20 protein-coding genes are annotated in these 25,947 nt (G+C 72.5%); 11 read left to right on the top strand and 9 right to left on the bottom strand.

Going from position 1 to position 25,947, the window contains the following annotated elements:
* Nucleotides 1-16: 16 nt before the first annotated feature.
* Both ACZ31C_RS22215 and ACZ31C_RS22210 read right to left on the bottom strand, forming a co-directional pair.
* Nucleotides 17-1,270, bottom strand: a complete 1,254-nt coding sequence (locus tag ACZ31C_RS22215) for an oligosaccharide flippase family protein (protein WP_465796898.1) — start codon at nt 1,268-1,270, stop codon at nt 17-19.
* Nucleotides 1,267-2,556, bottom strand: coding sequence for a hypothetical protein (locus ACZ31C_RS22210; RefSeq protein ID WP_465796897.1), 1,290 nt, complete (start codon nt 2,554-2,556; stop codon nt 1,267-1,269). The genes ACZ31C_RS22215 and ACZ31C_RS22210 overlap by 4 nt, the downstream gene beginning before the upstream one ends.
* Before the next feature lie 293 nt (nt 2,557-2,849).
* Here ACZ31C_RS22210 and ACZ31C_RS22205 point away from each other — a divergent pair, with 293 nt between their 5' ends.
* Nucleotides 2,850-3,776, top strand: coding sequence for an NAD(+)/NADH kinase (locus tag ACZ31C_RS22205; protein WP_465796896.1), 927 nt, complete (start codon nt 2,850-2,852; stop codon nt 3,774-3,776).
* 203 nt (nt 3,777-3,979) lie between these two features.
* On the top strand, nt 3,980-5,839 hold the full coding sequence (locus ACZ31C_RS22200; protein ID WP_465796895.1) for a polysaccharide biosynthesis protein: 1,860 nt from the start codon (nt 3,980-3,982) through the stop codon (nt 5,837-5,839).
* Between the two features lie 63 nt (nt 5,840-5,902).
* On the opposite strand, the gene pgm is transcribed toward ACZ31C_RS22200, so the two are convergent.
* Together pgm and glgC are read right to left on the bottom strand one after the other, a co-directional pair.
* Nucleotides 5,903-7,549, bottom strand: a complete 1,647-nt coding sequence (pgm, locus tag ACZ31C_RS22195; RefSeq protein WP_465796894.1) for a phosphoglucomutase (alpha-D-glucose-1,6-bisphosphate-dependent) — start codon at nt 7,547-7,549, stop codon at nt 5,903-5,905.
* Nucleotides 7,546-8,778 (bottom strand): glucose-1-phosphate adenylyltransferase, encoded by a 1,233-nt coding sequence (glgC, locus tag ACZ31C_RS22190; protein WP_465796893.1) that lies wholly within the window; start codon nt 8,776-8,778, stop codon nt 7,546-7,548. The genes pgm and glgC overlap by 4 nt, the downstream gene beginning before the upstream one ends.
* 71 nt (nt 8,779-8,849) lie before the next feature.
* Between glgC and glgA the strand changes: the two genes are divergently transcribed.
* A complete protein-coding gene (glgA, locus tag ACZ31C_RS22185) occupies nt 8,850-10,052 on the top strand; it encodes a glycogen synthase (protein WP_465796892.1) in 1,203 nt (400 codons plus the stop codon).
* A 137-nt stretch (nt 10,053-10,189) separates the two neighbouring features.
* Here glgA and ACZ31C_RS22180 read toward each other — a convergent pair whose 3' ends face one another.
* A complete protein-coding gene (locus tag ACZ31C_RS22180) occupies nt 10,190-11,350 on the bottom strand; it encodes a helix-turn-helix domain-containing protein (RefSeq protein WP_465796891.1) in 1,161 nt (386 codons plus the stop codon).
* A 375-nt stretch (nt 11,351-11,725) separates the two neighbouring features.
* On the opposite strand from ACZ31C_RS22180, the gene ACZ31C_RS22175 reads away from it, so the two are divergent.
* From ACZ31C_RS22175 to ACZ31C_RS22160, 4 genes are all read left to right on the top strand, one after another.
* Nucleotides 11,726-11,983 carry a winged helix-turn-helix domain-containing protein gene (locus ACZ31C_RS22175; RefSeq protein ID WP_223884418.1) on the top strand — a complete coding sequence of 86 codons (258 nt, stop codon included), beginning with the start codon at nt 11,726-11,728 and terminating at the stop codon, nt 11,981-11,983.
* A gap of 139 nt (nt 11,984-12,122) precedes the next feature.
* Entirely contained in the window at nt 12,123-14,189 is a 2,067-nt protein-coding gene (locus ACZ31C_RS22170; RefSeq protein WP_465796890.1) for an alpha-1,4-glucan--maltose-1-phosphate maltosyltransferase, read from the top strand.
* The gene (glgB, locus tag ACZ31C_RS22165; protein WP_465796889.1) at nt 14,177-16,279 is read left to right on the top strand and encodes a 1,4-alpha-glucan branching protein GlgB; all 2,103 of its coding nucleotides are present in this window, start codon (nt 14,177-14,179) and stop codon (nt 16,277-16,279) included. The genes ACZ31C_RS22170 and glgB overlap by 13 nt, the downstream gene beginning before the upstream one ends.
* Before the next feature lie 646 nt (nt 16,280-16,925).
* Nucleotides 16,926-17,462 (top strand): hypothetical protein, encoded by a 537-nt coding sequence (locus tag ACZ31C_RS22160; RefSeq protein ID WP_465796888.1) that lies wholly within the window; start codon nt 16,926-16,928, stop codon nt 17,460-17,462.
* A gap of 169 nt (nt 17,463-17,631) precedes the next feature.
* Here the strand turns inward: ACZ31C_RS22160 and ACZ31C_RS22155 are convergent, their stop codons facing one another.
* Nucleotides 17,632-18,672 carry an App1 family protein gene (locus ACZ31C_RS22155; RefSeq protein ID WP_396746379.1) on the bottom strand — a complete coding sequence of 347 codons (1,041 nt, stop codon included), beginning with the start codon at nt 18,670-18,672 and terminating at the stop codon, nt 17,632-17,634.
* A gap of 220 nt (nt 18,673-18,892) precedes the next feature.
* Here ACZ31C_RS22155 and ACZ31C_RS22150 point away from each other — a divergent pair, with 220 nt between their 5' ends.
* The 4 genes from ACZ31C_RS22150 to ACZ31C_RS22135 all read left to right on the top strand — a co-directional run bounded on the left by ACZ31C_RS22150 (nt 18,893) and on the right by ACZ31C_RS22135 (nt 23,208).
* Complete coding sequence (locus ACZ31C_RS22150; protein ID WP_465796887.1) at nt 18,893-20,518, top strand: ArnT family glycosyltransferase; 1,626 nt, start codon at nt 18,893-18,895, stop codon at nt 20,516-20,518.
* A gap of 8 nt (nt 20,519-20,526) precedes the next feature.
* Nucleotides 20,527-21,321 carry a peroxide stress protein YaaA gene (yaaA, locus tag ACZ31C_RS22145; protein WP_465796886.1) on the top strand — a complete coding sequence of 265 codons (795 nt, stop codon included), beginning with the start codon at nt 20,527-20,529 and terminating at the stop codon, nt 21,319-21,321.
* A gap of 99 nt (nt 21,322-21,420) precedes the next feature.
* The gene (locus ACZ31C_RS22140) at nt 21,421-22,095 is read left to right on the top strand and encodes a hypothetical protein (protein WP_350695273.1); all 675 of its coding nucleotides are present in this window, start codon (nt 21,421-21,423) and stop codon (nt 22,093-22,095) included.
* A 150-nt stretch (nt 22,096-22,245) separates the two neighbouring features.
* Complete coding sequence (locus ACZ31C_RS22135; protein WP_396746370.1) at nt 22,246-23,208, top strand: TAXI family TRAP transporter solute-binding subunit; 963 nt, start codon at nt 22,246-22,248, stop codon at nt 23,206-23,208.
* Here ACZ31C_RS22135 and ACZ31C_RS22130 read toward each other — a convergent pair.
* From ACZ31C_RS22130 to ACZ31C_RS22120, 3 genes are all read right to left on the bottom strand, one after another.
* The gene (locus tag ACZ31C_RS22130) at nt 23,187-24,662 is read right to left on the bottom strand and encodes a sensor histidine kinase (protein ID WP_396746367.1); all 1,476 of its coding nucleotides are present in this window, start codon (nt 24,660-24,662) and stop codon (nt 23,187-23,189) included. The genes ACZ31C_RS22135 and ACZ31C_RS22130 overlap by 22 nt on opposite strands.
* Entirely contained in the window at nt 24,663-25,319 is a 657-nt protein-coding gene (locus ACZ31C_RS22125; RefSeq protein WP_396746364.1) for a response regulator transcription factor, read from the bottom strand. It abuts the gene before it with no gap.
* 145 nt (nt 25,320-25,464) lie between these two features.
* A complete protein-coding gene (locus ACZ31C_RS22120) occupies nt 25,465-25,776 on the bottom strand; it encodes a hypothetical protein (RefSeq protein ID WP_350695278.1) in 312 nt (103 codons plus the stop codon).
* Nucleotides 25,777-25,947 lie beyond the last annotated feature (171 nt).

Here is a 25,947-nt window from a genome sequence, read left to right as displayed (position 1 = left end):
ACGGACGCGACGCCGGTCAGCGCGAGTCGACCGGCGTCGCGTCCAACCGCAGGTAGCTGAACCACCAGCAGGCGGCGCTGAGCAGGGCGAGCACCGCCAGCGCGCCGGCTGCGCCGCCGGCGCCGAACAGGACACCGCCAGCCACGATCGTCGCGATCCGCAGCGGTCCGAGAGCCACACCGATGGCCAGCGCCCGCGCCCCCGCCGACTGCACGCGGTGCCCGGCGAACGCGACCAGCGCGATCGGCGCCAACAGCGCCTCGACGGACAGCAACGGCAACAGTGGACGGGCCGCGTGCCAGTTGTCCCCGAGCACCGTCCGGCCCACCTCGTCGGGCAGCAGGCACACCGCGAGGACCAGCGGCAGGAGTACGCCCACGGAGAGCGCCACGACCGCACCGGCGGCCCGGACCCGGGCCCGGGGCGTGTCGGCGCGGGACTGCGCCAGGTAGGGCACGATCAGCGAGGAGAGCGTCGTCGTCAGCAGGGTCACCGGTCCGAAGACCGTTCGGGCCGCGCCGAGGGCGCCCACCACGGCCACCCCGGCCGTGGCGGCCAGCGCGCTCAGGGCCAGTTGGGCCGAGCCGGTGGTGACCAGGAACTGTGCGGCGAACGAGGCGGCGACCCGGGTCTCCCGGCGGTCGAGTCCCCAGCCGGGCAGCACGCCGTACCGCTGCCAAAGGGCGGCCACGACGCCGAGAACGGCACCGGACGCCGCCCAACCGGCGAAGATCATGACCGTCGGCGCGCCCGTGACCAGCACCGTCCCGACCGACAGCGCGGTGCAGCACAGCCAGGCGCACTCCTGCGTCCAGGCCACCCGGGTCCCACCGACGCCGATGCTGATCGCCTTGACGTAGTCGTAGACCACCAGGCCGGGCAGGGCCAGGCCGACGATCGTGAGGTACGGCGAGTCGAGCACCGCTCCGGTGGCCGCCGTGAGCACCCCGGACACGACGGCGACGGCGGCGGACCGACGTGCCCCCCGACCGACCGTACGCCGCTCCGGCGCCTGCCGCGCGGCCAGCACCGCCTCGGTGACCGCCGTCCGTACCAGACCGATGACCAGCACGTAGACGGAGAAGGCGAGGGCGAACTGGCCCAGTCCGGACAGCGACTCGCCACGGGCGACGGAGATCGAGACCATCAGGTTGCCCACACTGGACAGCCCGTTCACCGACAACGCCGCCACCGCCCGGCGGGCGAACGCACGCCGTCCACCCGGGCCGGTGGCCGCCGGAGCGGGCCGGGGTGTCGCCCGGATCGTCACGGGTCGGACCGGGCGCCCGGCGACACGGACCGCGGCCGGCTCAGACGCAGGAGCAGCAGCACCGGCAGCGCGGCGACGGTGAACTGCACGAACGAGATCATCGACTCCGGATAGACCTTCGACCACATCAGCGGGGCCGCCACCACGAAACTGAAGACCGCGAGACGGATCGGTCCCGGCGCGCCACCGGCCCGCAGCAGCAGCACGCCGACGAGCGCCCAACCGAGGTGGTACAGGACCACGCCCCACGGGCCGTCCAGGAAGTAGATCGTGCCCAGGGAGAGAAAGGTGTAAGCGGAGGTGGAGGTGCCGCCCAGGTACTCGTTGATCCGGGCACCGGTCGACAGGGCCGGCCGGTCCGGGTCGATCATCCGGGGCACCAGCCCGTACCGCACCACCTCGGTCAGGCCGGGTCGCTCGATGTCCACCGGGATGTCGTACTCGCTGGCCCGGGTCACCTGGAGATCGAGCCGCAGCCGGTCGGCGGAGGTCACCGCCTCGTCGATCGCCACGCCCCCGTCGGCGCGCAGGTCGTTGCGGGCGGCGTACACCGTCGGCCAGATCAGGAACATCGCCAGCACGGCGACGACCACGAACCGGCTGTGCAGCAGCCCGCAGATGGCCGCCAGCGCGACGAGGAAGGAGAGGTAGGTCATCAACGGCGCGGTCAACGCCGTCGCCACCGCGACCACGAGTTGCGTCCCGAGCAGGCAGAGCGTCCAGCGCAGGCAGGCCAGCCGACTGGCCAGTCCGGCGAGCAGACTGGCGACCAGCAGGGCGAACGCGAGGTACCGCCACCCCATGAACAGCGAGCTGACCACCGCCGCCGGCGAGGAGACGACCTCGCCGGTGAGCTGGGTGAAGATGGTGCCCTGGCCGACCCAGGCACTGACCAGGTCAGCGGTGACGCTGACCAGTACGACCGCGCGGGCGATCGTGAACAGGTGGGGATAACCGTCGCTGGCCTCGGCCAGACCGCGTTGCCACTCCCCCCGCCGGCCCACCCGCCGGAGGAAGGCCAACTCCACCGCCAGACAAGCCGGCACGGCCAACCCCAGCAGCATCACGATGAAGCCGACGTCCGGGTTGTCGTTGAGCACCGCCATCGGCACGATGAGCACCGCGTACGGGGCCAGCACCACGGTGGTGACCGGGAAGAGTTGCAGCAGCCAGGTCAGCCGGGGCAGCTTGCGCCGCCGACCACGGACCACGGTCGGTGTGGTCGGTGGGCCGGGCGGTGACGGCACCCGCGCCTCGACGATCCGGTACGACGTCGAGGCCGTCACCTGCTCCCCGCTCCGGTGCGGTGACGCGGGCGGAACACTTCTCGAATGCGAACCCGAATCGGCGCATTCCTCATGTACGGGCCTCCGCAATATCCGTTCGACTCCGAGCGGGCAAATCAAACTAGCATCGGCGGCCACGATTATCGAACAGGCCGCAGAATGAGGCGGGTTCGTGAATTCGTGTCGCGTTGACAATTCTCGGGTAAGCGCTCCGGCCGCGCGGGTCGGCCATCCGCCCGTCGACACCCACGGGTAGCCCCGTACGACCGACCGGACTGTGGTGAGCTGAGCGCATGGACGGTATCCGCCTCGGGCTGGTGCTCCATCCCACCCGGGACACCTCACCCGTGGTGGACACCATCGCGGCCTGGGCCGTTCGGCACGACGCCACCCTGGCGGTACGCGTCGAGGACCGGCACCGGGTCCCCGAGTCGGTCCGGCCGATGCCGGCGGCGGAGCTCGTCGCCCGCTCCGACGTGCTGATCAGCATCGGCGGGGACGGCACCATGCTGGGCGCGCTCCGGATGGCCGTGGACGACCCCACGCCGGTGCTCGGCGTACACCTGGGCAAGGTCGGGTTCCTGGTCGAGGTGGAGCCGCCGGAGGTGCCAGCGGCGCTGGACCGGCTGCTGACCCGGGACTACACCGTGGCGGGGCACAGCTGCCTGGCCTGCGACGTGTGCGGCGACGACGTGGTCGCGTTCAACGACATCGCGCTGATCCGCGCGCCGGGCCAGGGTTTCGTCACCGCCACCCTGGCCGTCGACGGACGCCGCTACGGCTACTACCGCTGCGACGCGGTGGTGGTCAGCACGCCGGCCGGGTCGACGGCCTACAGCTACGCGGCGGGCGGGCCGTTGATCTCCCCGGCCACGCGGGCGGTGGTGGTGACCCCGAGCGCGCCGATGTCCGGCATCTCCCGGGCCGTGGTGCTCTCCCCCGACGAGAACGTCCGGCTGGAGCTGCGGCCCGGGTCCGGGCCGGTGGCGGTGGAGGTCGACGGGCTGCTGATCCGCGAGGGGTCGACCTCCGGCGCGGTCGACATCCGCTACCGGCACGACGCGGGCCTGGTGGTACGCCTCGACCCGGGCCGCTTCCAGGAGCGCAGCCAGCTCAAGCTGAGCCTGCTGGACCTGCCACTGCTGCCCGAGCAACTGCGCGAACTGCTCCCCGAGGAACTGCGTCACCGCCTCGACCGCCGGATACCACCGCCGGAGTGAACTCGACGTCTCTGCATTCGGAGAATGTCTCCCCTTTCCCTACACGCGACAGTTGTTCGCACTTCCGGAAATGAACGATCGGCTAGAGAAACGTGAAAGAGGGAATCGCACGACCTTAATTCCGCTAAGCAGTTAGGGGACGTACGTGGCCCCTGACCTGATGTGGGTCTCCACCGGCCACGGACAGGACAGGGGAGATCGTCATGCCACCCGAGATAACGCCGACGCCCCGGGACCGGACCAGAGTGAACCGACGCCGTACCGCAGTCTTCCTCGCCGCCGACGCCCTCGCCTGGGTCGGCGGCTTCACCGTGGCCGGCTGGGCCCGACACGAACAGGTGCTCACCGCCGACCAGGCCGTCGACGTGATGCTGCTCGGTGCCGCCACCGCCGTGCTGCACGTCGGCATCAGCGCGCTGCGGCGGATCTACTCCGGCCGGCAGCCGCTGGGCACCATCGAGGAGGTTCGTGGGCTCGCCGGTACGACCGCCACCACGGCCGCCCTGGTGCTGCTCGCCCTGCTCGCCTTCGGCGACCGCCCGGTTCCGGCCAGCACCCCGGTGGTCGGCGGCGCACTGGCCCTGCTGTTCATGCTCTGCTCCCGCCTGCTGCACCGGCACCGCCGGGACCGGGCCATGCGTCCGGACGCCCGGTCGGCCACTCCGGTGCTCCTCTTCGGTCTCGGCGAGGCCGGTCAGGGGCTGGTCCGGGCCATGCTCGGCGACCCGAAGGGGCGCTACCTGCCGGTCGGCGCGCTGGACGACGACCCGGAGCGGCGTGACCTGCGCATCGCCGGGGTCCCGGTGCTGGGCGGCCGGAAGCAGCTCGCCGAGGCGGTCCGCCGCACCGGCGCGACCACACTGATCTTCTCGGTGGCGAACGCCGACGCGACCCTGATCCGGGAGATCCGGGAGATCACCCTCCGGACCGGCGCCGCCTTCAAGATCATTCCGCCGGTCCGGGAGTTGGTGGACCACCGGATCCGGGTCAGCGACGTCCGCGACGTGCAGATCAGCGACCTGCTCGGCCGCCGCCAGGTGGTCGGCGACCTGACGCTCGACGACAACGGCCTCGCCGGTCGGCGGGTTCTGGTCACCGGCGCCGGGGGCTCGATCGGGTCGGAACTGTGCCGGCAGATCATGCGCGCCAACCCGGGCGAGCTGATGATGCTCGACCGGGACGAGTCTGCGCTGCACAGCCTCCAGATGTCCCTCACCGGGCGGGCGTTGCTCGACGGCCCCGAACTCATCCTCGCCGACCTGCGCGACGACGAAGGGATCCGGCGCATCATGCGGGACCGCCGCCCCGAGATCGTCTTCCACGCCGCCGCACTGAAGCACCTGACCCTGCTGGAACGGCACCCCGGTGAGGCGATCAAGACCAACGTCTGGGGCACGCTCACCGTCCTGGACGCCTGCCGGGACGTCGCCCGCTTCGTCAACATCTCCACCGACAAGGCGGCCAACCCGATCAGCGTGCTCGGCTACTCCAAGCGCCTCACCGAGATGCTCACCGCCCACGCCGCGGCCACCCACCCGGGCACCTTCCTCAGTGTCCGGTTCGGCAACGTGCTCAGCAGCCGAGGCTCCGTGGTGACCGCCTTCCAGCGGCAGATCGAGGCGGGACAGCCGCTGACCGTCACGCACCCCGACGTGACGCGGTACCTGATGACCGTGCAGGAGGCGGTGCACCTGGTCCTCCAGGCGGCCAGCATCGGACGCGACGGCGAGGCGCTGGTGCTCGACATGGGCGAGCCCGTCCGCATCGACGACCTGGCCCGCCGCATGGTCGCCCAGTCGGCCAGCCCGGTGCAGGTCGTCTACACCGGACTGCGTCCCGGCGAGAAACTGCACGAGGACCTGCTCGGCCACGGCGAGGCCGACCACCGGCCGCTGCATCCGCTGATCTCACACGTGAGCGTGCCGGCCCTGGACCCACTTGAGGTCAGCGCACTCGACCCGTTCGGCGACCCGGGCCTGATCGTCGACCAACTCGCCGCGCTCTGCGGCGTCCTGCCGGGTACGCCCCGGGAACGCCAGCCGGGCATCCCACTGGCCCGCTGACACACCACACCGTCGTGCCGTCACCCGCACCGGGTGACGGCACGCGGCATACCCGCTGGGCCCTCAGGCGCCGGACAGCACCTCGGTGACCAGCTCCTGCGCCTCCTGCTGGACCCGGGCCAGGTGCTCGGGCCCCTGGAACGACTCGGCGTAGATCTTGTAGACGTCCTCGGTGCCCGAGGGGCGGGCGGCGAACCAGCCCGAGGCGGTCGTCACCTTGAGCCCGCCGATCGGCGCGCCGTTGCCGGGCGCGGCGGTGAGCGTGGCGGTGATCGGCTCACCCGCCAACTCGGTGGCGCGGACCTGCTCCGGGGAGAGCTTGCCGAGCACGGCCTTCTGCTCCCGGGTGGCCGGCGCGTCGATCCGGGCGTACGCGGGCGCACCGAACCGGTCGGCCAACTCGGCCCAGTGCTCGCTGGGCGTCCGGCCGGTGGTCGCGATGATCTCGGCGGCGAGCAGGCAGAGCAGGAGACCGTCTTTGTCGGTGGTCCACGTCCCGCCGTCGCGGCGCAGGAACGAGGCGCCCGCGCTCTCCTCGCCGCCGAAGCCCACCGCGCCGTCGAGCAGCCCGGGCACGAACCACTTGAAGCCGACCGGCACCTCCAGCAGCGGACGCCCGAGGTCGGCGGCGACCCGGTCGATCATCGAGGAGGAGACCAGCGTCTTGCCGACGGCGGCGTCCGGACCCCACTGCTCCCGGGTACGGAACAGGTGGGCGATCGCCACCGCCAGGTAGTGGTTCGGGTTCATCAGTCCGGCGTCCGGCGTGACGATGCCGTGCCGGTCGGCGTCCGCGTCGTTGCCGGTGGCCACCTGGTAGTCGGCGCGCATCGCGATCAGCGAGGCCATCGCGTTCGGCGACGAGCAGTCCATCCGGATCTTGCCGTCGCCGTCCAGGGTCATGAACCGCCACGTCGGGTCCACGGTCGGGTTGACCACGGTCAACTCCAACCGGTGCCGCTGGGCGATCTCGCCCCAGTAGTCGACACTGGCCCCGCCGAGCGGATCGGCGCCGATCCGCACCCCGGCGTCGCGGATCGCGTCCAGGTCGATCACCGCCGGCAGGTCGTCCACGTACGCGCCGAGGAAGTCGTACGTGCCGGTGGTGTCGACGGCGCGGGCCCGCGCGTACGGGATGCGCCGCACCTCCTTGAGCCCGGCGGCGAGGATCGCGTTCGCGCGGTCCTGGATCCACCGGGTGACGTCGGAGTCCGCCGGACCGCCGTGGGTCGGGTTGTACTTGAACCCGCCGTCGTCCGGCGGGTTGTGCGACGGGGTGATCACGATGCCGTCGGCGAGCCCGCTGGTGCGACCCCGGTTGTGGGTGAGGATGGCGTGCGAGACCGCCGGGGTCGGGGTGTAGCCGTCCCGGCTGTCCAGCAGCACGGTGACCTCGTTGGCGGCGAGCACCTCCAGGGCGTCCACGGCCGCCGGGGTGGACAACGCATGGGTGTCCCGGCCCAGGAACAGCGGCCCGTCGACGCCCTGCTCCCGCCGGTAGTCACAGAGCGCCTGGGTGACCGCCAGGATGTGATCGGAGTTGAACGCGTTACGCAGGCTCGACCCGCGATGTCCCGAGGTGCCGAAGGAGACCTGCTGCGCCGGGTCGGCCGGGTCGGGATGCTCGGCGTAGTAGGCCGTCACCAGCCGCGGTACGTCGACCAGATCGGCGGGCTGTGCTGGCTTGCCCGCGCGCGGGTGACCGCTCATGGCTCCACCTTCTGTCCTTTGCCGATGACCACGATCCCGTTGTCCGAGACGGTGTAGCGCTGCCGGTCCCGTTCCAGGTCCACGCCGATCTCCGCGCCCTCGGGCACGTAGACGTTCTTGTCGAGGATGGCCCGGCGCACCACCGCGTGCCGGCCGACCTCGACGCCCTCCATCAGCACCGCGCCGTCCACGTGTGCCCAGGAGTGCACCTTGACCTTCGGCGAGACGATCGAGTTCTCCACCAGCGAGCCGGAGATCACCGCGCCGGGCGACACCATCGAGGCGACCGCGCGACCGACCCGCTCACCCCACTGGTGCACGAACTTGGCCGGCGGGTACGGCGGCTGGTCGGTGTAGATCGGCCAGTCGAAGTTGTAGAGGTTGAACACCGGGTGGACGTTGATCAGGTCCATGTGTGCGTCGTAGAAGGAGTCGAGCGTCCCCACGTCGCGCCAGTAGCCCCGGTCCCGGTCGGTGCTGCCCGGCACCTCGTTGTCGCGGAAGTCGTAGACGTTGGCCTCGCCGCGCTCCACCAGCATCGGGATGATGCTGCCGCCCATGTCGTGCTTGCTGGTCTTGTCCTCGGCGTCGCGCTCCACCGCCTCGATCAGCGTCTTGGTGGTGAAGACGTAGTTGCCCATCGAGGCGTAGATCTCGTCGGGCGCGTCCGGCAGCCCGGCCGCGTCGGTGGGCTTCTCCCGGAAGGCCCGGATCCGCCGACCGTCCTCACCCACCTCGATCACACCGAACTGATCGGCGGTGTGCAGCGGCTGCCGGATGCCGGCCACCGTCACCCCGGCACCGGAGGCGATGTGGTCCTCCACCATCTGCCGAGGGTCCATCCGGTAGATGTGGTCGGCACCGAAGACGATCACGTAGTCGGGCTGCTCGTCGTAGATCAGGTTGAAGCTCTGATAGATCGCGTCGGCGGAGCCGGCGAACCACCAGGGGCCCCGACGCTGCTGCGCGGGCACCGGCGTCACGTAGTTGCCGAGCAGCGTCGACATCCGCCAGGTCTTGGTGATGTGCCGGTCGAGGGAATGGGACTTGTACTGGGTCAGCACGACGATCTTCAGATAGCCGGCGTTGGCCAGGTTGGAGAGGACGAAGTCGACCATGCGGTACATCCCGCCGAACGGGACGGCCGGCTTGGCCCGGTCCGTGGTCAGCGGCATCAGGCGCTTGCCCTCTCCGCCGGCCAGGACGATCGCGAGCACCTTGGCAGCCATGACCAGACGCTATCCATCCCCGTGCCGCTTCACCACTCGTACGGGCACACTTCTGCACTAGGGTGCCGGGCATGACCGACTCCGCCCCCCTTCGCGTCGACCTGCTCACCCGGGAGTACCCGCCCGAGGTGTACGGCGGCGCCGGGGTCCACGTCGAGTACCTGGCCCGTGAGCTGCGCCGGATCACCGAGGTCCGGGTTCACTGCTTCGGCGCGCCGCGTACCGAGCCGGGAGTCCGGGCGTACGCGGACCCGCCGGCCCTGGCCGGGACGAACGCCGCGCTGCGGACCATGGGCGTGGACCTGGAGATGGCCGCCGGGTGTGCCGGCGCGGACGTGGTGCACAGCCACACCTGGTACGCCAACCTGGCCGGACACACCGCGAAGCTGCTGTACGGCGTGCCGCACGTGGTGACCGCGCACAGCCTGGAGCCGCTGCGACCGTGGAAGGCCGACCAGCTCGGTGGCGGCTACGCGCTCTCCTCCTGGTGCGAGCGCACCGCCTACGAGTCCGCCGACGCCGTGGTGGCGGTCAGCGCCGGCATGCGCCGGGACGTGCTGGCCGCGTACCCGTCGGTGGACCCGGAGCGGGTCAAGGTGATCTACAACGGGATCGACACCGCGCAGTACGCCCCCGACCCGGGCACCGACGTGCTGACCCGACTCGGCATCGACCCCGCCCTGCCCAGCGTGGTCTACGTCGGGCGGATCACCCACCAGAAGGGCCTGCCGCACCTGCTGCGGGCCGCCCGCGAACTGCCGCCGGAGACGCAGCTCGTGCTGCTGGCCGGCGCACCGGACACACCGGAGATCGCCGCCGAGGTGGAGGGCCTGGTCGCCGAGCTGCGGTCCGGCCGCTCCGGGGTGGTCTGGGTGGCCGAGATGCTGCCCAAGTCCGAGGTGATCCAGGTGCTCACCCACGCCACCATCTTCGTCTGCCCGTCCGTGTACGAGCCGATGGGCATCGTCAACCTGGAGGCGATGGCCTGTGAGACCGCCGTCGTCGCCACCGCCACCGGCGGCATCCCCGAGGTGGTCGCCGACGGCGAGACCGGCCTGCTGGTCCCGATCGAGCAGGCCACCGACGGCTCGGGCCGCCCGCTGGATCCGGCCCGCTTCGAGGCCGACCTGGCGGACCGACTGAACACGCTGCTCGCCGACCCGGAACGTGCGGCGACCCTCGGGCGGGCCGGGCGGCGGCGCGCGGTGGAGCACTTCTCGTGGGACGCGATCGCCCGCCAGACGCTCGACCTGTACCGCTCGCTGTCGGTGTAAGGCTTTTGGTGTAAGGAAGGGCACCTTATTAACGCCTCGTGCATAGCAGGGGTCCCCTGCTAACACCGCTCACCCCGCACCCCAACACAGCGCACCCCGCACCCCAACACAGCTCACCCCGCACCGTCCAACACAACTCACCCCGCACCGTCGCCACCGGCGTGCAGGGTGGTGGCGAGGCGGGTGAGCGGGGCGGGAGCGGTGGGGGCGCGGGCCACCACGGCGACCAGAGCGCGGGCGGACGGGCGGTCGCGTACCTCCCCGGGAGCGGTCCGCTCGGCGTCCAACAACGCCCGCCCCGCCTGGAGCATGTCGCCGCAGCGGGCGTGCGCGCGGGCCACGTCGAGCAGGTACGCCGCCCGGTGCTCGGTCGGCAGCCACCGCCACCCGCTGCCCGCCGTCAGCCGAACGTGTCGAGCCGCCGCCACCCCGACGTCCCCGAGGTCGGCCGCGATCACCACCCGCGCCGCCTCCACCGCCGCCGTACCGTAGCCGTCCGGCAGCTCGGGCACGATCGCCGCAGCCTGGTCGATCAGCTCGCGTGCGTTACGGCCGTCGCCCCGACCACCGGCGGCCAGACCCGCCTGGACCAGCAACGTCGTGCGCAGTGCCGCCGCGTCGCCGGTCTGCTGCGCGATCCGTTGCGCGGCCACGACCGTCGCATCCATCGCGGACCGCCGCCGCCCGACCGCCCGCAGCGCCTGACTCAGCGGTACGGTCGCGACGGCGACCAGCAGCGCGTCCCCGGCCCCCAGGGCGACGGCCATCCCCCGGTCCGCCGCCAACCACGCCGACTCCCGCTGGTCCACCTTGATCAAAGCCAGAGCAACCAGCCCGTACGCGCCGACCAGCAACTCGTCGCCGACCGGATCGGGACGGTCGACCCGCACCTGCCGGACCGCGTCGAGCAGGTCCGGTAGCAGCCTGAGCAGGGCTGGGTACCGGGCATGCCGGTAGCTCTGCTCGGCATGGTCCAGTCGGGCCCGCACCTGCTCCACGTCGACCGGACGAGACGACGCCGGAACGTGGTACCTGGCCAGGGCGGCCCGAACCCGTTCCACCCCGGCGACTGCGGGGGCGGACCGCCCGGCCCGGCCCGGCAGCAGGGCCGCCAGGTCGATCCGGAGCGCGTCGGCCACCTCCCGCAGGTTCGACACCCGCTCCACCCGGCGCTCCCCACGCTCGACCTTGTCCACCCAGCTCTTGGACTTGCCGATCCGGTCGGCGAACTGCTGCTGCGTCATGTTCCGCCGGACCCGCCACTGCGCGATCCGCCGCCCCACCGGCACCTCACTCACCGCCCCCACCCCACCCGCCGCCAACCTCCAGCGCCGATCATGGACCCGCCCCCACCTCCGGCGCCGATCATGGAGTCGTGGCGCTGACGAAAGCCGCGTATGGCAACGAATCTCCTGCCACAACTCCTTGATCGGCGGCGGAAGGGCTGGGGCATCATGCCTCCTTGGGGGGGCGGCGGGAGGTGTGCGGCGGAAGTCGGGAAGTCGAGGCGGAGCGAGCGCGTCGAGAAGGTGCACGGCAGGGCGGGGCGGCACCGGGGGGACCGCCCCGCCCTGGTCAAAGGCACTCCGTTGCTGACGAGAGGCCCAGCACAACTTAGCGCGCTCTGTATACACAGTCAACACTGCATACACAGGATGTAGCCTCGGCGTGGCATGCTCGACGCGCTGACGAGAGGCGTTGCCATGCCCAGACAACCCGTGTACGAGCAGGTCATTGCCGACGTGATCGCATCGGTGCGATCCGGCGCACTGCGGCCCGGCCAGAAGCTGCCCTCCATCGCTCAACTGTGCGAGCAGTACCAGGCGAGTCCCACGCCGATCAGGTTCGCGCTCCGCATCCTCGACGAGCGGGGCTGGATCGAGGTCCACCAGGGCAAGGGATCGTTCGTTTCGCCGGAACCGCCGGCCTGATCTCCGACGCGCGCCGACCGGCGCGCCCCGCGCGCGGGCAGATCGAGCCAGTGCGAGTGCGGCAGGCGCGGCGGGGCAAGTGGGGCACGGTACGGCGGTCGAACGAGCGCGAGCCGATCTCGCACAGTAGGTTGAGGCGGTGAGCGGACGGTTCCCGATCGAAGACGTCTCCCCCGTCGTCTCCTGCGGTCGCTACCCGGCCCGAGCGGTCGTCGGCGAGGTGGTGCCGGTGTCGGCATGCGCCTACCGCGAGGGGCACGACGCGCTCGGCTGCAACGTGGTCTGGCTGGGCCCGGACGGGCTGGCGCGACCGTTCACCCGGATGAGACCGGGCGAGCCGGGCCTGGACCGGTGGCACGCAACGATCGTGCCGGACGCCGTCGGTGACTGGATCTTCACCGTCGAGGCATTCAGCGACCCGTACCTGACCTGGCACAACGCGGTGACCAAGAAGATCGCCGCGGGCCAGGGGCCGGCTGAGCTGGCCAACGATCTGGCCGAGGGCGTACGCGTGCTGCGGGCCGCCGCCGACCTGGTCCCGGCCGCCGAGCGGGCGGGCCTGGACGAGGCGGTACGCGCGCTGGGCGACACGGCGCTGCCGCTGCCACAGCGGGTGGCTCCGGCGCTGGCCCTGGCCGACCTGCTCTGGGCGCACCCGGTGCGCGAGCTGGTCACCACCGGCGAGGAGTACCGCATCTGGGTGGACCGCGAGCGGGCCCTCTTCTCCGCCTGGTACGAATTCTTCCCCCGCTCCGAGGGCGCGATCCCGGCCACCGTCGACGCGCCGGCCCGCTCCGGCACCTTCGCCACCGCCACGCAGCGGCTGCCGGGGGTCGCCGCGATGGGCTTCGACGTGCTCTATCTGCCGCCGATCCACCCGATCGGCCGGGTCAACCGCAAGGGCCCCAACAACACGCTGGTCGCCGGGCCGGACGACGTGGGTTCGCCGTGGGCCATCGGCGCCGCCGAGGGCGGGCACGACACCATCCACCCCGATCTGGGTACGCCGGAGGACTTCCGCGACTTCGTCGCCGCCGCCGCCGAACACGGCCTGGAGGTGGCGATGGACCTGGCGTTGCAGTGCGCCCCCGACCACCCCTGGGTCACCGAGCACCCGGAGTGGTTCACCACCCGGGCCGACGGCAGCATCGCGTACGCGGAGAACCCGCCGAAGAAGTACCAGGACATCTATCCGGTCAACTTCGACAACGACCCGGAGGGCATCCGCGCCGAGGTACTGCGGGTGGTGCTGCACTGGGTCGGCGAGGGCGTCAAGATCTTCCGGGTGGACAACCCGCATACCAAGCCGGTCGACTTCTGGTACTGGCTGATCGGCGAGGTCAAGCAGGTCGACCCGGACGTGCTGTTCCTCGCCGAGGCGTTCACCCGACCGGCGATGATGCACGGGCTGGCGAAGGTCGGCTTCACCCAGTCGTACACGTACTTCACCTGGCGGACCTCGGCGGCGCAGATGCGCGAGTACTGCGAGGAGCTGGTGGCGGCGGCCGACTACATGCGGCCGAACTTCTGGCCGAACACGCCGGACATCCTGCACGCCTCGTTGCAGCACGGCGGACCGCCGATGTTCAAGATCCGGGCGGTACTGGCCGCGCTGCTCTCCCCCTCCTGGGGCATGTACGCCGGGTTCGAGCTGTTCGAGCACGTCGCGCGCCCCGGCGCGGAGGAGTACATCGACAACGAGAAGTACGAGCTGCGCCCCCGGGACTGGGCCGGCGCGCTGGCGCAGGGGCGGTCGCTGGCGCCGTTCATCGCCACCCTGAACCGGGTCCGCCGGGAGAACCCGGCCCTGCACCGGCTGCGGAACCTGGTCTTCCACGACATCGACAACCCGGCGCTGCTCTGCTGGTCCAAGCACGACCCGACGACCGGCAACACGGTGCTGGTGGTCTGCTCGTTCGACTCGCACACGGTGCAGTGGGGCAACACCACGCTGGACATGCCGGCGCTGGGCCTGGACTGGCACGACCGGTTCACCGTGCACGACGCGCTGACCGGCGCCACCTACGACTGGGGACAGCGCAACGCGGTCCGCCTCGACCCGTACCTGCAACCCGCGCACGTGCTGGTGCTACGCCGCCCCGACGCACCCGCACCCGAGACCGCCACCACCGTCCCCACCACTGCCGCCCGTCCCCGCAGCGGCACCGACTCCGCCACGAAGGACGACGCCCGATGGACCAGCTGATCTCCGGGGAGACCCACGACCCGCACGCCGTGCTCGGGGCCCACCCGGCGAACGGGCGTACGGTGGTCCGCACGATGCGCCGGGGCGCGGCCGATCCGTGTCTGCTGGTCGGGGACCGGCGGTACCCGATGACCCGGGTGCACGACGTCGGCGTCTTCGAGGCGACCGTCCCCGGTGAGGTCCTCGACTACCGCATCGAGTTGGACGGGCAGCCGCACGACGACCCGTACCGCCACCCGCCGACCCTGGGCGAGCTGGACCTGCACCTGATCGGCGAGGGTCGGCACGAGCGGCTCTGGGAGGCGCTCGGTGCCCGGGTACGCGACGACGGCGTGGCGTTCACCGTCTGGGCCCCCAACGCCCGGGGCGTCCGGGTGATCGGCGACTTCACCGGCTGGGCGCCGGACGACGGCTGGCCGATGCGGTCGCTGGGCTCCACCGGCGTGTGGGAGATCTTCGTGCCCGGCGTGGCGTCCGGCGCCCGGTACAAGTACCGCGTGCTCGGCGCGGACGGGTACTGGCGGGACAAGGCCGACCCGCTCGCCGCGTACGCGGAGGTGCCGCCGGCCACCGCGTCGGTGGTGCACCGCTCGACCTACGAGTGGACGGACGCGGACTGGCTGGCCCGGCGGGCGAGGCAGCAGCCGCACCAGGAGCCGATGAGCGTGTACGAGGTGCACCTCGGCTCGTGGCGGCCCGGCCTCGGCTACCGGGAACTGGCCGAGCAGTTGACCGCGTACGTGGTGGAGTTGGGCTTCACCCACGTGGAGTTCCTGCCGGTGATGGAGCACCCGTTCGGCGGCTCCTGGGGCTACCAGGTGACCGGCTACTTCGCCCCGACGTCCCGGTTCGGCGACCCGGACGACTTCCGCTACCTCGTGGACCGGCTGCACGCCGCCGGTGTCGGGGTGATCCTGGACTGGGTGCCCGCGCACTTCCCCAAGGACGAGTGGGCGCTGGCCCGCTTCGACGGTACCCCGCTCTACGAGCACCCGGACCCGCGTCGCGGCGAGCACCCGGACTGGGGCACGTACGTCTTCGACTTCGGCCGCCGCGAGGTGCGCAACTTCCTGGTCGCCAACGCGCTCTACTGGCTTGAGGAGTTCCACGTCGACGGGCTGCGGGTCGACGCGGTCGCCTCGATGCTCTACCTCGACTACTCCCGGGCCGACGGGCAGTGGGTGCCCAACCAGTACGGCGGCCGGGAGAACCTAGAGGCCATCGCGTTCATGCAGGAGACCAACGCGACGGTCTACAAGCACCACCCCGGGGTGGTGATGATCGCCGAGGAGTCCACCGCCTGGCCGGGGGTGACCCGCCCGACCAGCGACGGCGGGCTGGGTTTCGGCTTCAAGTGGAACATGGGCTGGATGCACGACACCCTGCTCTACACCTCGAAGGACCCGATCTACCGGCAGCACCACCACCATCAGCTCACCTTCTCCCTGGCGTACGCCTGGAGCGAGAACTACGTGCTGCCGATCAGCCACGACGAGGTGGTGCACGGCAAGGGCTCCCTGCTCGCCAAGATGCCCGGCGACCAGTGGCAGCGCCTGGCCAACGTGCGCGCGCTGCTGGCGTACATGTGGGCGCACCCGGGCAAGCAACTGCTCTTCATGGGCTGCGAGCTGGCCGACGAGCGGGAGTGGAGCGAGGAGCGCGGCCTCGACTGGTACCTCCTGCACGACCCGGCCCGGGCCGGCGTGCAACGCCTCGTCGGCGACCTCAACCGGGTCTACCGGGACACCCCCGCCCTGTGGGCGCAGGACACCTCCCCCGCCGGTTTCCGCTGGCTCGCCGGTGACGACGTCGCCAACAACACCGTCTCGTTCGTCCGGATCGCTCCCGACGGGGCGACCCTGGTCTGCGTCGCCAACTTCTCCGCCCGGCCCGTGGACGACTACCGGGTCGGTCTGCCGGCGGCGGGCGCCTGGGCCGAGGTGCTCAACACCGACGCCCACCACTACGGCGGTTCCGGCGTCGGCAACCTCGGCACCGTCCACGCCCAGGACATCCCCTGGCACGGGCTGCCCGCCTCGGTGGCCCTGCGCGTCCCCCCGCTCGGCGCCCTCTGGCTCCGCCCGGCCTGACCCCTGGACCGCGCCGCCGTGACGGTCGCGGCTGTGGCCGTCACGGCTGTGACCGTCACGGGGCATGGCCGTTTGGGGGCATGGCCGCTGTCACGGCCGTGGCCGCCGTTGTGAGGCGTGGCCGTCACGGGCGTGGCCGTCACGGCCTGCATGCCCTTCGGCCCTGGATACCTCCTCGGCTCCTGTCGAGCTGAACCGTTCGCGCTATCGCGTCGCCAGGCACGACACGCCGCAGCCTGGTGGCCACCTTCCGCGATCCGTTCCCGCTCTCAGCTCGAAAGGGCCCGAACCTTGTACAGGACCGGCCCTGACCCTGCTGCACAGAGTCAGACCCCGACCCTGCTGCACACAGCCGGGCCTCGACCCTGCCAGGTGCAGCCATGCCCCGCGCGGGGCAGGCCGTCGGGCGGACGGCGGGCAGCGGGCAGCGGGCAGCGGGCGGCGGGCAGCGGGCAGCGGGCGGCGGGCAGCGGGCGGCGGGCGTCGCGGACGGTGCGGGACCCGCACCGCCTCACGTCTGCGTGACAGCTCGCTCACCAGGTCGGTAACAATCCGCCGGGCTCGCACGTGGATCACCGAGCGGTGAACCCTCGGCACCCGCGCGCCCGTACCTCCGAGGTAGCTGACGACGAGGGGAAGAGAATTGATGGCGAGCAGCAGGCGTACCACCCGGAGCAGTCGGCGCGGGACCTCACCGCGACAGCGGAAGATCGCGGGGATCGTGGCGATCGGGGTGACCCTCGGCGTGGCCTTCGCGACGGCGACCGGGACCAGTTCGGCGAGCGAGAACTGCGATGGTCTCGACACGGCCGTGGGCAACAACCTCGCCTTCATCGCCGACCAACTGGTGTTCCCGGACCCGCTGTCGGAGGCCCGGATCGCCAACCGGCAGGCCGTCATCGACCAGCTCGAACAGCGGCGCGCGGCGGCCGGCTGCACCGGCGAGGTCGAGGTGCCGGACGCGGACCCGAACGCGGCGCTCAACGGCGGCGCGGCGGAGAACTGCGACGGCCTGGACACCGCCGTCCGCAACAACCTGACCTTCATCGCCGGTCAGCGGCAGAACCCGGACGCGCTGTCGGAGGCCCGCATCGCCAATCGGGAGGCGGTCATCGACCTGCTCGAAGACCGTCGGCACCTGGCCGGCTGCACGGGCGAGGTGACGCTCACGCCCGGCGGCTGACGCTCGGCGGGTGAGGTACCCGACCACACTCCACTGCGGCCCCTTTGCTCTGCATCAACCTACGCAACGCTTTTGCCGGAACCAATGCGTGGGTTGAAGCAGAGCAAAGGCGGCTCGGCAGACTCAGGCAGGGCCGCCCGGCGCGCCCGGGAGAAGCAGCGCAGCAGCCTCAGACCAGGCCGGCGCCGCGCAGCAGGGTCCAGAGGCCCGCGCCGTCGGGGGCGGAGAGCCACTTCTGCCCGATCGGCCCCTCGGCAGGGCTGTCGTGCGGGACGGGGAGGCTACCGGCCAGCACCGCCTGGGTGGGCGAGAGCCGCCGGATCGCCACGCCCGCCACGTTGTCCGGGTGGGCGGCGGCGAACTCGCGGTAGATCTCCGGGTCGTGCTGTCCGTCGTCGCCGACGAGCAGCCAGCGGACGTCGGGGAACTCCTTGGCCAGCCGGGCCAGGGTGGCGCGCTTGTGCTCCCGGCCGCTGCGGAACCAGCGGTCGTGGGTGGGTCCCCAGTCGGTCAGCAGCAGCGGCCCGGCCGGATAGAGGTGCCGGGACAGGAAGCGGGTGAGCGTCGGGGCGACGTTCCACGCGCCGGTGGACAGATAGAACACCGGGGCGCCGGGGTGCGCGGTGACCAGGCGCTCGTAGAGCACGGCCATGCCGGGTACCGCCATCCGGGCGTGCTCGTCGAGCACGAAGGTGTTCCAGGCGGCGAGCAGCGGCCGGGGCAGCGCGGTGACCATGACCGTGTCGTCGATGTCGGAGAGGACGCCGAAGCGGACCTCCGGGTCGAGGATGCGGACCGGGGCCTCGACCGGCTCGGCGTCCGGGACGCTGAGCCGCACCGAACCCCAGCCGGGCGGCAGGTCCGTCTCGACCACGACGTCGACGAAGCCGCTGCGGTCGGCCTGTGTCTCGTGGGTCACCCCACCGGTCTCGATCGTCACCGTGACGTGCTTGGCGGGCAGCGTGGTGAAGCTGCGCCAGCCCCGGACCTTCTCCAGCCGGCCCCGCTGACGGGTGTCCGGTCGCCCGAGCAGCACCCGGCACATCACCCGCGCCCAACCGGGCGCGCCGTAACCGGTGTACGCGATGATGTTGATCCGCCAGCCCGTCCGGCGTAGCCGACGCTCGACCACGGCGTGCACCGCGTCCTCGATCCGTGCGGCCCGGTGCAGGGTCGGTATGGCCAGTTGGCCGGCGGGAGTGGGTGGCACGGGTGCAACCCTGCCACACGTCGGCGACCGCGGCCACGCGAGAGCCGCCCCGGCACCCCGTCGGCGGCCCCGGACAACCCGCACCGCCACCCGGTGGGCCACCGCGCGGACGAGGGCCGTGCCGCCGGGCGCGCGAGCCCGCCCGAACTGCGGCAAAGCGGCCCATAGCGGCGTCCGGCCGTGCGAAACTCCGGTCGGGACGACGACGGAGGCGATGGTCGTGCCACGTGCAGGGTCGCAATCAGGGCGACTGCGCGGACGGGGGTGGCTCCGGCTCGACCGTCCGGCGCTCGTCGCGCTGCTCCTCGGGCTGGCCGGGGTCGGCTACCGCCTGTACCTCGTGCTGCACACCGTGCCGGTGTCCAACAGCGACGAGGCGACGTTCGGACTGGCCGCGCTGCACATCGCCGAGGGCCGGGAGCACCCGGTCTTCCTGTACGGCCAGCGCTACATGGGCATGTTGCAGTCGTACCTGGCCGCTCCCCTGCTCGCGGTCGGCGGACCGAGCTGGCCGCTGCTGCGGCTGCCGGTGCTCGCGCTCTACGCGGTGTTCCTCTGGCTGATCCACCGGCTGACGCGGCGGATCGGTTCGCCGTGGTTCGCCACCCTGGTCGTCGGGCTGCTGGCACTCGGCTCCGAGCGGGTGATCCGAGACCAGGTGACGACCGTCGGCGGGCGACCGGAGGTCAAGGTCGCGGTGCTGGCGATGCTGCTGCTGGTCGCCGGGCTGGCCCAGGGCACGGTCCGCCACCGCCGGCTGGCCGTCGGCCTCTTCGGGCTGCTCGCCGGGGTGGCCGTCTGGTCGGACTGGCTGATCGTGCCGTATCTGGCGGTGGCCGGGCTGGCGCTGGTGTGGGCGGTGCGTCGGGAGTTGCTCGGTGGGGCCGGGCTGCTGCTGCTCGTCGGGTTCGCCGTCGGGATCGCCCCGATGATCCGCGACAACCTGGTCGCCCCGCCCGGACAGGACTCCCTGTCGGTGCTGCGCACCATCAGCGGCGGCACCGGTGCGCCGCCACCGTGGACGCAGCGGCTGGACGGTGGCCTGTTGGAGGGGGTGTCGCTGGCGGGTGGGCTCTGCCCGCTCTCCGGCTGCGCCCGGTGGCAGGAGTGGTTCGGGCTGCTCTACCCGGTGCTGCTGGTCGTCGCGGCGGTGCTCGCCGGGCGCGCGTACCGCCGGGGGGCCGGGCGCGCCGACCGGGTCGGACCGGTGCTGCACCTCGCGCTGCTCGGCGGCGCGGCGTTGACGCTGCTGGCGTACGTGCGCAGTTCGCTCGCCGCGAGCGACCCGCTGGGCAACGCGCGGTACCTGTCGGTGCTGCAACTGTCGCTGCCGGCGGTGCTGTGGCCGCTCTGGTCGGCGGCGGTGGCCGGAGTTCGGGGCACCGTCGGCGCGCTGGGACGGCTGGCCGGCGCGTTCGCCGCCGCCGTCCTGGCCGCCCTGGCGGCGACGTCGCTGGTGGTCACGGTCCTGTTCGCCACCGCCGGCGCGGACCCCGGCCGCCGGGAGGAACGGTACGCGCGGCAACTCGCCGCCACGCTCCACGCGGCCGGTCTGCACGAGGTGTACGGCGAGTACTGGACCTGCAACCGGCTGATCTTCAACACCGCCGAGAAGGTGGTCTGCGGGGTACTCGACGGCGACCTGCACCCGGGCCAGAACCGCTATCCGGCGTACTGGTGGCGGCTGGCCCGCGCCGCCCGGCCGGGGTACGTGTTGGCGGCCGGGGCACCGGCGGACCGGCGGCTGCGGGAACTGCTCGGCGACCGTGCGGACGGCAGCCTGCTCGCCGAGATCGGCGGCTTCCGGGTCTACCACCCGCCGGAGCCGCTGCGCCCCTGGCGTTAGAGTCACCCATGCTCATCCTGCTGCCGCCCTCCGAGGGCAAGGCCGACGCCGGCACCGGCCGCAAGCTGGACCTGGACCGGCTCTCGCTGCCGGCGCTCAACCCCGCCCGCCGGGAGGTGCTGGACGCGCTGGTGGCGCTCTCGGCCGGGCCACCGGAGGCGGCACTGGACGCGCTCGGGCTCAGCGCCGGCCAGCACGTCGAGCTGCGGCGTAACGCCCGGCTGACGGCGGCGGCCACCGCCCCCGCCGAGAGGATCTACACCGGCGTGCTCTACGAGGCCCTCGACCTGGCCACGCTTCCGCCCAGCGCCCTGCGGGCGGCGCACCGGCAGGTGCTGGTCAGTTCCGGCCTCTGGGGGGCGGTCCGGCTCACCGACCGGATCCCGCCGTACCGCTGCGCGATCGGTGCCCGCCTGCCCGGTCTCGGTGCGCTGTCGGCGTACTGGCGGCGGGTGCTGGGGCCGGTGTTGACCGAGGCGGCCGGCACTGCCGTGGTGCTCGACCTGCGGTCCGGCGCGTACGCCGCAACCTGGACGCCGCGCGGCGCGTCGGCCGAGCGCGTCGTGACGGTACGCGTGCTGCACGAACGTGAGGTGGACGGGCAGCCGGTGCGGTCGGTGGTCAGTCATTTCAACAAGGCCACCAAGGGTCGCCTGGTGCGGGACCTGCTCCTCGCCGGGGCCCGGCCACGCAGCGCGAACGCGCTGGTCACGGCGCTGCGGGACCTCAAGTACACGGTGTGCGAGCAGGCCGGAACGCCGGGCCGTCCACGTCAGATCGACGTTGTGGTTTCCGAACTGTAACCAGGCGCAAGATTTCCTCAAGGCTGAGCCGGATCGGTACCACCCGCGGGTGTCACAGGTCACCGTAAGGAGGACCCGACACCACAAGGAGGCACTCCGGTGGTTGCCGCACCCATTCTGCTCGACCGGCATCGCCAGGCGACGACCCTGCCGCCGTTGGACTGGACCACGCTGGCCGACGCGTTCGAAACAGCCTGCCTGCTGCGCTGCATGCCGCCTCCGGCGGCTCCCGGCAACCGGTACGCGGGCCAGCAACCCGCCATCCCAGCGACGATCGAGTTCAACCGGGAGGAGGCGGCGCGGCGTACCCGACAGCTACTCGACCGCCTGCACATCCCGGTCCGGCACGAGACGGCGGTGGGCGGGCTGCGCCGCCGCTACGAACTGCACCAGATCCATGTCGCCCGCGAGCACCGGATGGCGTACGCGGCGATGGTGGAGAACGGGTGGCGGCGTGGCCGCCGGGAGCTGCTCGGGGGGCCGGTGCCCGGCGCCTCGACGGCCCGACGGCTGTGGCGTACCCGGTTGGCCGCCGCCGCCTGGCGGTCCGCGCTGCTGGCCGGTGGTCGACACGTACGCCGGCACATCCTCGGCGTCCGGATCACCGACCGGGAGTTGGCCGCTGTGCTGGTGCGCGGCGCGGCCCTGCTGGACGTGCCGGCGCTGCTGCGCCCGGGCACCGGCTGCTTCCTGGTCAGTGTCGCGCACGGCCGGGATCGCGAGCAGATCCTGCGCCACGCCGGAGAGGAGGCGGCACACCGCCCAGTCGCCTGATCCGTGGCCATCCGGACGGCTGGATCGGCTCGCCGGCCGCCGGTCAGGGCCACCCGGACGGCCCCGGCAGACCCGCCGGGGCCGTTCGGAGAGCGCTTCCGCCGCCTCTGGGCTTGCGCCACAGGGGTTCGGCGGCGCACAGTGCTGCCCGTGAGCCGTACCCGGTACACCGCCCGAGCCCGGCGACGCGGCGCCCGCGCGACGCTGGCGCTGACCGTGTTGCTGGCCCTGCCCGGTCTCAGCGCCTGCCGGGAATCTCCGGACAAGACAGTGCATATCCGGATCGCCACCGGCAGCCCGACCGCCGTGTACCACGCCTTCGGCGAGTCCCTGGCCGCCATCCTCAACCGGGAACTGCCCGACGTCCGCGCCGAGGTGATGGTCACCGCCGCCTCGGCGGAGAACGTCCGGCTCCTCGGCGCCCGCGAGGCCGAACTCGGTTTCACCCAGGCCGACGTGCTGCCCGCCGATCCCGGCCCGCACCCACAGGTGGTGGCGGTCGCCCGGGTCTACGACGACCTGCTGCACCTGGTCACCACCGCGAACAGCCCGGTGCAGACCCTCACCGACCTGCGGGGGCGGCGGGTGTCGGTCGGCGCGCCCGGCTCCGGCACCGAGATCACGGTGCAGCGACTGCTCACCGCCGCCGACCTCGACGACGGCCAGGTACGCCAGGAACGGCTCGGCCTCGACGACTCGGTGGCCGCACTGCGGGAGGGGCGGATCGACGCGTTCTTCTTCTCCGGCGGGCTCCCGGTGCGGGCCGTGGCCCAGTTCGCCCAGGACACCCCGACCCGCATCGTCGACCTGGGCGAGTGGACCGCCCCGCTGCGGGTGGGCAACCCGGAGGTGTACGTGCCGCGGGACATCCCCCGCTCGGTGTACGGCATCGACGCGGTCACCACCGTGGCCAACCCCAACTATCTGCTGGTCCGCGCCGACCTGCCGGAACCGCTGGTGCGCGAGGTGACCCGGCTGCTGATGGAACGGCGCTCCGAACTGGCCAGCGCGCACCCGGCGGCCGGTCGGATGAGCCCCCGCTCGGCGATCGCCACCTCACCGCTGCCGCTGCACCCGGGCGCCGCCGACTACTACCGCGCCAGCAAGCCCTGACCCTCGCCGGCCACCGAGGCGGGCGGCACCGGCTCGGTGGGGGCCGGACCGGGCGGCGCGTCCGGTGCGGCGAGGTCGGCCGGCTCGGTGGCCGCCGGGAACCACAGGGCGGCCACCAGGCCCCGGGGTGAGTTCGGGTGCATGGTCAACCGGCCGTCGGAGGCGTCGACGAGCACCGCGGCGATGGTCAGGCCCAGCCCGGCACCGTCGACGTTCTGCACCTCCGGTGCCCGCCAGAACCGTTCGGTGGCCTGGCCGAGCTGGTCGGGGGTCATGCCCGGGCCGGTGTCGCGTACCTCCAGGGCGATCCCGCCCTCGCGGGTCGCGACGGACACGGTCACCTCGCCGCCCACCCCGCTGAACTTCACCGCGTTGTCGATCAGCGCGTCCAGCGCCTGGTCGATGGCGGTCGGCACGGTCCGGGCGTACGTCGGCGCCGGGTCGGCCGCCAGGCGCAGGGCGACCTTGCGGTGCCGGGCCAACGGCTCCCAGGCGGCGACCCGGGACGCGGCCACCGCCACCGCGTCGACGGTCACCCGCTGGTTCTCCCGCCGCTCGGCGCGAGCCAGGGTGAGCAGCGCGTCGAGCAGCAGCGCCAGCCGATCGGTCTCCTCCAGGGCCAGCCGGTGCTCGGCGCGGCCGTCCTCGTCGGTCAGGCTCGGTCCCAGCTCCTCGACCCGCAACCGCAACGCGGTCAACGGGTTGCGGAGCTGGTGGCTGGCGTGCGCGACGAACGCGCGTTGCCGGTCCATCACGTCGGAGACGGCGTCGGCCATGTGGTTGAAGCTCGCCGCCAGGCGGCGCAGCTCCGGCGGGCCCACCTGATGCTGCACCCGGGCACCCCGGTCCCCCTCGGCGATCTCGTGGGTGACCGCGTCCAGCTCGGTGACCGGGCGCAGCACCCAACCGGCCAGCCCGAACGCGGTGAGCACGCAGGCCAGCACCGCCAGCGTGCCCAGCGCGGCGAGCAGCAGCCACCAGGTGGCCACGGTCCGGCGTACCCCGTCGGACGGGGTCGCGGTCACCACCGCGCCGAGCACCTCGCCGCCGTCGTTGATCGGCACCGCCACCACGATCGGCCCGGACAGCCAGGGCCAGACCGACTCCGGTCCACTGGTCTGCTGGCCGGAGAGGGCGACGTCCAGCGCCTCGCGGGTGCCCGTGCCCGGCCGGTAGCTGCCCGACGCGACCACCACCCGCCGGTCCCGGTCGACCACCGCCGCGCCGATGCCGAACAGCTCGTCGTAGCTGCTCAACTCGGCGTCCAACGGACCGGAGACACCGCTGCGCAGGGCCGGACCGGCCAGCGAGGCGAACCGGGTGGCGTCGGCGGTCCGGTCCGCCCGGACCCGTTCGGTCTCCCGCGTGGTCAGCGTCATCCCCAGCGGCAGGCCCAACGCCGCCAGCACCAACACCATCAGCAGGAGGTAGCTGATCACCAACCGGCGGCGCACTCACTCGCTCCGCAGTCGGTAGCCGACGCCACGGACGGTCTCCACCAGCCGCGCGTCGCCGAGCTTGCTCCGCAACGACCCGACGTGCACCTCGACGGTGTGCCGGTCGGCGAAGGTGGTCCCCCAGGCGTCCAGCAGGATCCGGTCGCGGGGCACCGCGACGCCGGGCTGCCGGGCCAGCGAGACCAGCACGTCGAACTCCTTGCGGGTCAACGCGACCGGGCGTTCGGCCACGGTGACCGTACGGGCCGCCACGTCGATGCGCAGCCGCCCGGCCTCGATCAGGTTGCGCTCCGGCACCGCGTGCGAGGCCCGCCGCAGCACCGCCTCGATGCGCGCCTGCAACTCGACCATCGAGAAGGGCTTGACCACGTAGTCGTCGGCGCCGAGCCGCAGACCGAGCACCCGGTCCCGCTCCTCGCCCCGGGCCGTCACCGCGATGATGCCGAGCTGGTTGCTGCGGCGGCGCAGCTCCCGGCAGAGGTCGGTGCCGTCGCCGTCGGGCAGCGTGAGGTCGAGAAGCACCAGATCGCACGGCGCGGCGGAGAGGGCGGCGGTGACGGTCGCCGCGTGCTCCACCTCGTAGCCGCGACGCGTCAGCGCGGACGACAACGCGGCGGCCACCCGACGGTCGTCCTCGACCAGCAGGATGCGCACCCGGCCTCCCCGTTCGGTCTGCTCCGCTGACCCCGCATGGTCCCGGTCGACTGCGCCGACCGTGGGGACACGGTCGGCGGAACTGACCTTAGATGGTCGCAGACAACCGCCCCGGGTGACAGGCCCAGGGCCGGGTGACGGTGGTTCAGAGGCCGAAGACCTCGTCGGCGGTGGCGTCGCGTACGCCGTCCACGAAGCCCCGGAAGGCGGGATCGTCGTGGCTGGCCGGCACGGTGGTGACCAGCTCACCCGTGGCCTCGGTGACCGCGTCGACCAGGGGCGGGAAGTCGATCTCGGCATCGGCGAGCGTGTCGTCGTCGGCCTGGCCGAGGTTGATCACCTGCTGGACGTCCTCCGCAGCGGTGTCGGGGTCGCCGGCCCAGTCCGCACCGGCCCGGTAGCACTCGTCGTAGAGCGCCCGCTGGCTGTCGGTCCAGTCCTCGTGGTAGCTCTCCACGCCCGTCCCCTCTCCCGCGACCTGCCTCCGAGCATGCCCGTCCGCGCGCCCGGCCGGGCCCGTACCGGACAAAACCGGTCCCGGCGCGCCGCCTGCCGGCTCGTTTCCGGCCGGGACGACGCCGCGCCGCATGCCGGACGACGGCCCCACGCACGACCCGGAGGTGCTCAG

The sequence above is a fragment of the Micromonospora sp. NPDC023869 genome (assembly GCF_055559695.1).
This window is presented reverse-complemented; position numbering and strand designations above follow the sequence as displayed.